Raw genomic sequence first — 9,211 nt, 5'->3', positions numbered from 1 at the left:
TTGTATTGGAGCATTCATCCAACTTTAGGCCCTGAGGGTAAACTCATCATTGGAATGGTGTGGGAGAAATCGCTTTTGAATCAGGTTGAAGTAGGTGACCAAATCATTTCTGTGGGAGAAAAAAGTTTAGAAAAATTTGATTTCTGCGATTTGTTGTTAAACCCCATCTTAGGAAGCAAAACCCAAGCGGAAATGAAGGTCAGGCGGAAATCGGGAGAAGTGGTAACGGTGAAAATCCAGAAGAAAAAGTATTAGAAAGTCATAAGGGTTTTCAATGAAGGTTACTTCCCAATGCAGAATTTGGCAAAGATGGTATTGAGTATTTCATCTGTCGCTACTTTTCCGGTAATGGTGCCAATATGATGCAAGGCATCGCGCAAGTCGGATGCAATTAGTTCGGTTTCCAAATTGTGATCGGTAAGATAATGGGCATTGACAACCGATTGAAGGGCGTTTCGCACAGCCTCGTAATGGCGAAGGTTAGTAAGCAAAAGGCTGCCTTCATGCCGCTTTTGTGAATCAAGCGTGAGCCGTTTCATTTCAGCTTTGAGTGCTGCGATTCCTTCCCCATTTAACGCGGAGATAGGGCAAACGGCTGAATCTTCATTTTTTAAAATATGATGCATTGCCTCAGGCCGATCGCACTTATTGGGAACATGCAAAAAAGGAACATTCGGGTTCTTCAGCCTGAGTTGCTTGGCTTCTTCTAATTCTTCGGCCGGAATGGGCTGCGAGGCATCGTAGAGATAGAGAATAAGATCGGCTTCTTCGATTTTTTCATAGCTGCGGCGAATCCCTTCTTGCTCAACGAAATCCTTTGTCTTGCGAAGCCCCGCGGTATCAATGAGTTGAAATAAAGCGCCTTCGTAAGTGAAACTTTCTTGTATGAAATCGCGCGTGGTACCCGCAATGCTGCTCACAATGGCGCGGTCTTTTCCAAGAAGCGCGTTCAAAAGCGTTGATTTCCCGGCATTCGGGCGGCCAACGATTGCAACCGAAACGCCCTCTGCAATTCGCTTACCAGTTTGAAAAGATGCCAATAGATCTTCAAGCACAGTTTGAAGGGCAATCAAACTATCTTTTAATTGGCTTCGATTTTGGAACTCAACATCTTCTTCACCGAAATCCAATTCAAGTTCTAATAACGCACAAGCATTCAAGAGGTTATCTCTCATAAGCATCAACTGTTTGGAGAGATCGCCTTTCAGATGCGAAATCGCCGCGCGGTAGGCTGCATCGGTTTTGGCATGAATCAATTCGCCGATTGCCTCCGCTTGCAACAAATCAATTCTGCCCGCTAAAAACGCCCTTCGTGTGAATTCGCCCGGCTCTGCCAAGCGAAACCCCGCATCAAGCAAAGCGCGAAGCACCGCTTGCGTAACGACAACGCCGCCGTGGCAATTAATTTCAACAGAATCTTCGGTCGTAAAACTTTTTGGAGAGCGGTAAACAATAGCCATTACTTCATCGATGGTTTCGCCCTTTTCATTGACGATAAACCCGTAATGTGCCGTGTGACTTGGGGCAGAAGCGAGTGTAAAGTTTGAATCTCCGGCTTTTCGAAACACGCGATCGCACCTTTCAAAACACCCTTCGCCCGATGTGCGAACAATCGCGATTGCGCTTTCTCCAATCGCCGTGGCAATTGCGGCAATGGGTTCTAAAGGGTGGATGTATTGCGGTTGACTTTTCATAAGACAAAGTTAAGGGGAAAAAGTGAAAGAATCGTGAATTCAACGCTTGAAATCAAATTGAGGAAAGTAGTTCAGCCTAAAATCTTACTTAAAGCAATTCAAAAAAGAAACGAAAAACATTGAATTAAAAGTAAAACACCACTTCCCCATCGCGCTCGGTGATTTTGATTTCAGGCCATTGACGGATGAAACGGTAAAAACGCTTTCGTTCCGTCGCTGAAAGCTTTGGCGCCAAAGCAACCCCAACACATTTCGGATTTGCCCAAAGAAGCCACGCCCGAAATTGATCAAGGTCTGATGCTTGAAAGCGGGTGATTCGCAGCGCCGCGAAATCTGCTCGGTAATAACCCAAAGTATCAAGTTCAAAAAGGCTCGCCGATATCATGATTCCCTTTTTGGTACGAACCTTAAGACTGCCTCCACGCGCGGATGAAATCACGGCAGTAGGAAGTGCTTTGACTTTCTGAGTTTTATTACGGAAGTGATTGAAAGAAAGAACCGTATCGGCCAAGTCATCAAGAATGCCGTAAGGCGTTTTGTGTTGAACTGCCATCGTGAAGGTTGGCTTTGAATGCCAAGCAACACTTTGCGACTTCAACCTCGAGAGATTTTGATTGATAAAGGAAGCATCCAAAAGAATGGTTTCTTTTCCGGTAAAGAATATGACCGGCGAACTTTTGGTCATTGCACACATCACTGCGTCGGGCAATTGTTGATTTTCTTCAAATTGAAAAACCCTAATCCACACATCACTCGTAAAAAGTAAAAGAGAGACTATCAAGAACTTGGGCCACACTTTTGGACTTTCATACATCGCAAGCGATAAAAGCAATACACAAAACGCTGCAACCATCAACACAGAGACCGAAATTGACGTAGAAGCAAAAGGGATTTTTGAAAAAAGAATTGCGGAGCCGATGGTTAAAGAGGAGAAGAGGTGAGCGGCTGAAACATAAATGCCGCCCAACCCCTCTGAGAGAAGCGAAATGAGAGACGCCGCCGCTAAGGCATAGGTTGCAAAATTAGCGAAAAGCACTACAGGGATATTGGCAAAAAGTCCAAGGAGTGGAATTTTCCCAAAGTAAAACGCAACAAAAGGAGATGTTCCTAAAGTTGCGGCGAGTGTCATTGCAAGTGACTCCCAAACAAAAATAACAAAAGCGCGAATCCAAGCGGGTGGGTGTTTCAATAGAGGTGGCATTGCATCATCGGTGATTGGCCGTGTGAAAATCGGGAAATAGAGAAGGATGGCAATCACTGCGCCATTGGTTAAATGAAAACTGCCACTGAACAAATCCGAAGGTTCAAAAAGTAAAATGATGAAATTGGCAAGTGCAAGCGTATTGAAATTAAAGGTAGGAAATCGCAATAGAGATGCAAATTCGAAGAGCAAGGCCATTGCAACCGCACGCTTCACCGGAGGCGCATTGCCTGTGATACTGCTGAACGATAAAAGAAAGAAAATCAGCAACAAGAATATAGACCACCTCCCAAAAGAAGTGGTTTTAAATCGTTTAAAAATTGAATTAAAGACAAGTAAAAGCAGGCCAATATGAAGCCCCGAAACCGTGAGCACATGCATAGTTCCGGTATTTTGAAATGCTAAAAGGATGTCAGGCTCGATATCCGATTTAACTCCAAGTAATATTCCTTTTAAGAGAGCGGTTTCCTCACTTTCAGGAAACGAACGAGAGATCACGCGCTCGAGGTAGCGAAACCCCGGTTCCGAAACCCAAGTGCCCCACCATCCAAGTGCGCGTTCCTTCCTGCGCTCCAAATCAGATAAGAAGGCTGCATTCAAAATAAGGTCTATACCGCGCTCGGCTAAAAAGGCACGATAATCGAATTCACCCTTGTTTTGTGCCCCTTGAGGCAATTGAATTCGCCCGCGAATACGGATTCGCTCGCCGATTCTTAAAGATTCTGCCTCTGTCCCTTTGGAATTGATGTAATATTTTACACGTATTAAGCCTTCACTTGGCGAGAAAGTATGGGCGAGTGATGTTTGACTTTGCTTAGAATGGAAAATCGGATTTCCGGGTTTTACCCTCAACGACTCTGCTGCAAGTGTCCACTCCACCGTTACACGCGGCTCTTTAACTTTGACTTTAGGTAAAGTTTGAACGATTCCAATTGCCTCGATTTCCACCGGCGAGTATCGCGTTCCATATCGACCTGCTAAGTTTAGTACATGACGCTCAGAAATGATAGAAAAGTGATAGGAGCTCAGTGCTGCAAAAGAAGATATTAAAAACGCAAAATAGAGCGTTGCCGCAATTGATTGATGATCTTTAGGAATCGGACGGGATAACGCGCTGAATACAGTGGCTTTGCTAAAGCTAAAATTTATTCCAAGCGGCCAAAGTGAATACAACATTAGCACAATGGCAATGAAAGAAGCAACAAAGAGTGTGGGGAAAAACAGAAAGTGAAACCACTTGCCGAGGCAGATGCCAATAACAGCACATATCAAAAGGCGAAAGCCGGGGTAAGCAATCATGATTTCAGATCAATCGTTGGATTAACTGGATAATGGTTGACTTATAACAACATTTATATCAAAAAGAATAAAAAGCGGATTACCGCAACATCAACCGAAGCCGTTCCAATTCTTTCAGTACCACGCCGTAGCGCAGCCCTTGAATGCTGACCTTCACGGCAGTGAGTGAAAAAAGCCGCATTGCTTGATGAAAGATGAGCAGCCCGGCGGGCAACACATCGGCTCTCCCGGGGCTAACGCCCATTTCTTCAATTTCAGAGGGCGTTTTTGTAAGGATGGTTTGATAAAGTGAGTGCGCTTCATCATACTTGACATTATACCCTTGAATATCGTTGGCTGAAAATTGCTTTAAGCCTAAAGCAAGTTGTGCCACGGTTGTCGCTGTTCCCGCAACCGCAATCATCATTTCTCGCCCTGCAATGAATTTCCCAACCTTTGGCGAAAGTTGCTTGATAAAGGCTTGCCGTGCCGCTTCAACATCGTCTTTTGAAGGCGGGAGAGACTTAAAAAAACGCTCGGTCATTCGTACGCTGCCCATATCCACGCTGACTTGATCTTCAACGTCGAAATTGACAGGTGCACTTCTTGCACCAAGCTGCGAAGAAGCGCGTCCTAAAATAAATTCGGTACTGCCGCCACCGATATCCATTACCAGAAAGCGTTTTGGCAATTCGGCGATACCGGTAATGGCCCCCAAAAATGTCATCTCGGCCTCTTCATCGCCGGTGATGACTTTGATTTCGATGCCGGTTTTTGCGTCCATTTCGCGAATTAAAGCGGCACTGTTTTTCGCATCACGTAAGGCGCTGGTGCCCACGGCGACCACATATTTCACATCATAAAGTTTGATTAGCTTTTGGAATTTCATCAACGCGTTGTAAAGCCTTTCTTTAGCCTCGGGTTGGATTTTGCGATCGGCATCAACACCCTGTCCAAGACGGACAATTTCTTGAGCGTTGTAAAGTGACTTAAGTGTGCCGTGTTCGGGAGAAATTTCTGCAATAAGCAATAAAGCAGTATTCGTGCCGATATCAAGTGCGGCAATTTTCATAGAAGCAATTTTTTATTGAGCGCTGTGGTTTTAAAAAGATACTGATTTCTTTTGTGATGCAATGGCAATCCACTCACCCTCGCCTAAAACCGAAAGAACTTCAAATCCTCCGTTCACTAAAAGTGATCGAAGCTTCGGCTCATCATATTTCAAAACGCCCGACATAAGGAAATATGCGCTTTCGCTAAGTTGCTTCCCTAAGACGGGAATCAATGCTTCAAGCGCCAAAATATTCACATTGCCAAGCACAAATGAATAGGTGCGCTCTTCTAACACCGAGCCGAGTCCTTGCATCGCATCAAGCGCACGAATCTCAATTTCGGAACACCGATTCGCTTCAACATTCTCAATCGCATTTTCAACCGACCACGGATCATTATCGAATCCAAGAATCGGATTTTGATTGCCCAGAACCCGTGCTGCAATAGCAAGCACGCCGGTACCGGTACCGATGTCAAGCACAGTATCTGTTGGGCGAAGCAGGGTTTCAATGAGGCGAATCATTAAGCGTGTGGTTTCATGATAGCCGGTTCCGAAGGACATCTTAGGATTAATTTCAATGAGAATTCTTCCCGCAGTGTTTTCGTATGGGCGGCCTTTTTGAACAATCGCAATTCGCTCTGAAACTTCAATTGGCTGCAAAGTCGATTCCCACTCGGCATTCCAATTCTTTTCCTCAAGCTCATGAACTGAAAGTGAAACTTCGGTTTCGGTAAGTGATTTGGCGATGGATAGTGTTTCAAATTCTAATTCAGAAGTCCAAAGTGCTTTAGGGATATAAGCGAAAAGGGTGTCGCCTTCTTCCATAAATGAATCGAAGCCAAGTTCAGTCAAAAGCCCTATAGCGGCATCAAATTGCTCGGTACCTAAATCGATGGATACTTGTAAATGTGGCATAATTGAATTGAAACGTCCGTGAGATTGAACAAATTTAGAATTTGAAAAATGGGGGGGGTTAGACCTTGATAATAAAAAGGGTGACATCGTCCGAAAACCCCTGTTTCGATGAAAATGCTTCAGCAGACGAGACAAGCCGCTGGTAAATCACTTTCGGAGATGGCTCTGAATGTTGTAACGCATCAAAAATTGTTTGGCGAAGGCGTTCTATTCCAAATTCTTCCCCTTTTGATGTTGAGACTTCGGTTAACCCATCGGTAAAGAGAAAAAAATAATCGCCGGTTTCAAATGGAATGGAAAGGTGTGGAAAGGGAATCTCTCTTAGAAGCCCTAATGCCGGGGTCTTTTGATAAACTTCGTTGATTGTATTTTGATTTGACTTGTAATGTAAAATTGGAAGATGACCTGCATTGGCATAGTGAAGAAGCCCTGAAGCTGAATCAATGATAATGGCACTGAAGCTTACAAACATCTGCTTCTCACGCAGGTCGGCGACGGTTTCGTTAAGTGCGGCCGTTAATTTAGAAATCGATTCAGGGCGTTGATAATCGCGGTGACGAATTTCGCTTCGAAAAGCACTTTTGACAATCGCCATTAAAACACCAGCAGCCATATTGTGCCCCGAAACATCACCAACAGCAATCGCACGGAGTTTCCCTTCGTGAGAAATCGGAACAAAATCAAAGTAATCGCCGCCAACTTCGCTTGCGCAAATTGTATTGCCAAAAGCAGAAAACGTATCCGTCTCAATGGAAACTTGGGGGAGCAATTTTTCTTGAACCTTTCGTGCCAAAGTGAGTTCACCTTCCATTTTTTGCTTTTCGATAATCACACGCCTTGCAACTTGTAAGTAACAACTCACGCCGCAGACCAAAAGAAAAGTTGAAAGCGATTGATAACCAAAAGAAAAATCACTAGTGGAATTTTGATTGGCTTGGAGAGCAAATTGTAGTGATTCTGTTGAATTGAAAAAAGTAATGACAAGGGTAATAAGAAATATTAAAAGACTCGCAACGCGAAGAATCATTGTGCCATAACGGCGAAGTGGCTGAAAGAAAAGAACAAAGCCAATAAGCAGGAGAAGACCGCCGTAATCAAGAATTGATAAAATGATAAAAAGATCCGTGGATTGAATTCCGGCAATCCACTTATTTGAAAAGGCATTCGCATAAACAGAGCCGAAAATGAAAAAATAGGCGGCAAAGGCAATCAGGCGCGTTCGTGTGGTAAGGTTGTAGAATAGCGAAAACTGTTCTGCTGAGCGCTTGGTGAAAATTCCGACACCGAATAGAATTAAATGTGAAATTACCGTTCGAAAGATGCTTTCTTCGTTATCATTGATAGCAGTTTTAGAAAAAAACTTTTGGTAAAAAAGAGAACCGGTGATTGTGAAAGAAAAGATGAAAAGAAAAGCGTAAATCATCCATTTCTGAAGATACTGCTCATTAAAGTAAGCCATTTTTATCCCCATTTGAAATCCCACTAACGCTTGCTTATAGGCCGTTGAATCTTGAGAAAGTGAGGAAGAGTAAGAAGACTTTTGCTTTAATATGTATCCCGCAGATTTCTTTAGCATTTCTTGGTAGCGAGGGGAGGATTCGTTGATGAGAACTTGTGAAAGAAAAAAAATGCTGAGAAAAAAAATGACAAAACCCGCAAAAAGACTTCCAATAAATTGAAAGATGAGAATTGCCCAGTCCTTTAACGTTAAGGTTTTCAGAACGGATAAAAGTTGCGAATTAAAAGGGTTTGTTGAATTCAAAAGAATCTCCTGAAAGTGAAACAATTAAGGTGTGTAAAGGATCAGCACATTTACAAAATTTTTCCAAGGATATAACCAATCGCAATGCCTACCAGTACAGCAATGGTTAATCCTCGATAGGTCAATACATCTTGCGAATAACCGCGCCGTATCGCGATAATCGATACCAAGTATCCAATTCCATTAATTAGCCAAATTATCGGAAAACTCAGAACTTTCACGAGTAAAGGCCCAACCAATGGCACCAACGCGATAAGCCCTAAAAGCCCTGTAAATGCATTTGAGACCAAACCAAAAACAAAAACCAATTCACCAACTATAAATGTATCTGCGCCGAATTGAAGGGCAAGAAGTGCCAGAACAATAATGGCAATCCAAGTAACAACCAAAATTGTGATTGCGCGCCCTCGAACAAGCCGTCGAAGCCTCCCCTCTTTTGCTATTGGTTTTTCAGCCGACTTTTGGGCTGATGATTGCGGTTCAATGGATTCGGATTTCAAGTGTTGCTAAGATAGATTGATCAAGGAATTGAGGTGGAGCCTCCTGATTTCCTGATTCTGTGTTACGCATCTCCGAACTCAAGGTTTCTTTTGCAAGAACCATATTAGACTCGGCCAAAGTTGCCACAAGCCGGTCTCCCGATTCAACCGGACCAATTCCGGAGGGTGTGCCGGTATAAATAAGATCTCCTGCTTGCAACCCAAAGAGATGCGAAAGGTATGAAATGATAAATCGTGTATTAAAAATCATCTGAGAAGTATGCCCGCGTTGAACACGCACACCGTTTTTTTCAAGTGTTAATGAAAGAGATGCTGCTGCCTCAAGATTATTTGAATGAATAAACGGAGAAACCGCCGCACTCGACCGAAATCCTTTAGATATAAACCACGGCGACCCCGCCTTTTTTGCGGCCGTTTGCTTATCGCGCAACGTCATATCCAAACCAATTCCATACCCCGCAACAGCGGTCTGCGCTTCTTCGGGTGAAAGATTCTCAGCATTTTTCCCGATAAGCAAAACCAACTCAACTTCGTGATGAAGCTCTTTAGCAATTGGCTTGCCTTGAAAGTGTGGGATGGATATCTCGCCGCCATTGAAGACAAGCGCGGAAGTGGGTTTCGAAAAAACAACCGGTTCATTTTCTTCGGTCCCTGCAAAGATGGCTTTCATTTCACGAACATGATCGGCGTAATTTTTACCGACACAAAAAATATTTGAAACTGCTCTTTTTTCAGAACCAAGCTGGACCTCTGGCATAACGATGACTTGTGGTTAATTTCTATCAAGAAAGTTTTAAGAATGCTGTA

8 protein-coding genes are annotated in these 9,211 nt (G+C 43.6%); 1 reads left to right on the top strand and 7 read right to left on the bottom strand.

Annotated features, from left to right (window positions below):
- Window positions 1-255: hypothetical protein (locus tag SFU91_04890; GenBank protein ID MDX2128354.1), on the top strand; the 255-nt coding region annotated here is incomplete at its 5' end.
- Window positions 256-281: 26 nt separating this feature from the next.
- Here SFU91_04890 and mnmE read toward each other — a convergent pair.
- The 7 genes from mnmE to SFU91_04855 form a co-directional block, all read right to left on the bottom strand.
- A complete protein-coding gene (mnmE, locus tag SFU91_04885; GenBank protein ID MDX2128353.1) occupies window positions 282-1,694 on the bottom strand; it encodes a tRNA uridine-5-carboxymethylaminomethyl(34) synthesis GTPase MnmE in 1,413 nt (470 codons plus the stop codon).
- Window positions 1,695-1,818: 124 nt separating this feature from the next.
- Window positions 1,819-4,167: a ComEC/Rec2 family competence protein gene (locus SFU91_04880; protein ID MDX2128352.1), complete on the bottom strand. Its 2,349-nt coding sequence runs from the start codon at window positions 4,165-4,167 to the stop codon at window positions 1,819-1,821.
- Between the two features lie 106 nt (window positions 4,168-4,273).
- The gene (locus SFU91_04875; protein ID MDX2128351.1) at window positions 4,274-5,245 is read right to left on the bottom strand and encodes a Ppx/GppA phosphatase family protein; all 972 of its coding nucleotides are present in this window, start codon (window positions 5,243-5,245) and stop codon (window positions 4,274-4,276) included.
- Window positions 5,246-5,275: 30 nt separating this feature from the next.
- On the bottom strand, window positions 5,276-6,142 hold the full coding sequence (prmA, locus tag SFU91_04870; protein MDX2128350.1) for a 50S ribosomal protein L11 methyltransferase: 867 nt from the start codon (window positions 6,140-6,142) through the stop codon (window positions 5,276-5,278).
- A 58-nt stretch (window positions 6,143-6,200) separates the two neighbouring features.
- Window positions 6,201-7,904: a PP2C family protein-serine/threonine phosphatase gene (locus tag SFU91_04865; protein MDX2128349.1), complete on the bottom strand. Its 1,704-nt coding sequence runs from the start codon at window positions 7,902-7,904 to the stop codon at window positions 6,201-6,203.
- A gap of 50 nt (window positions 7,905-7,954) precedes the next feature.
- Window positions 7,955-8,404, bottom strand: a complete 450-nt coding sequence (locus SFU91_04860) for a hypothetical protein (protein ID MDX2128348.1) — start codon at window positions 8,402-8,404, stop codon at window positions 7,955-7,957.
- The gene (locus SFU91_04855) at window positions 8,385-9,161 is read right to left on the bottom strand and encodes a fumarylacetoacetate hydrolase family protein (protein MDX2128347.1); all 777 of its coding nucleotides are present in this window, start codon (window positions 9,159-9,161) and stop codon (window positions 8,385-8,387) included. The genes SFU91_04860 and SFU91_04855 overlap by 20 nt, the downstream gene beginning before the upstream one ends.
- Window positions 9,162-9,211: the final 50 nt, after the last annotated feature.

Source organism: Chloroherpetonaceae bacterium (assembly GCA_033763895.1).
Classification (GTDB): domain Bacteria; phylum Bacteroidota; class Chlorobiia; order Chlorobiales; family Thermochlorobacteraceae; genus JANRJQ01.
The sequence above is the reverse complement of the archived record's forward strand: the minus strand, read 5'-3'. Positions and strand labels throughout refer to the sequence as shown.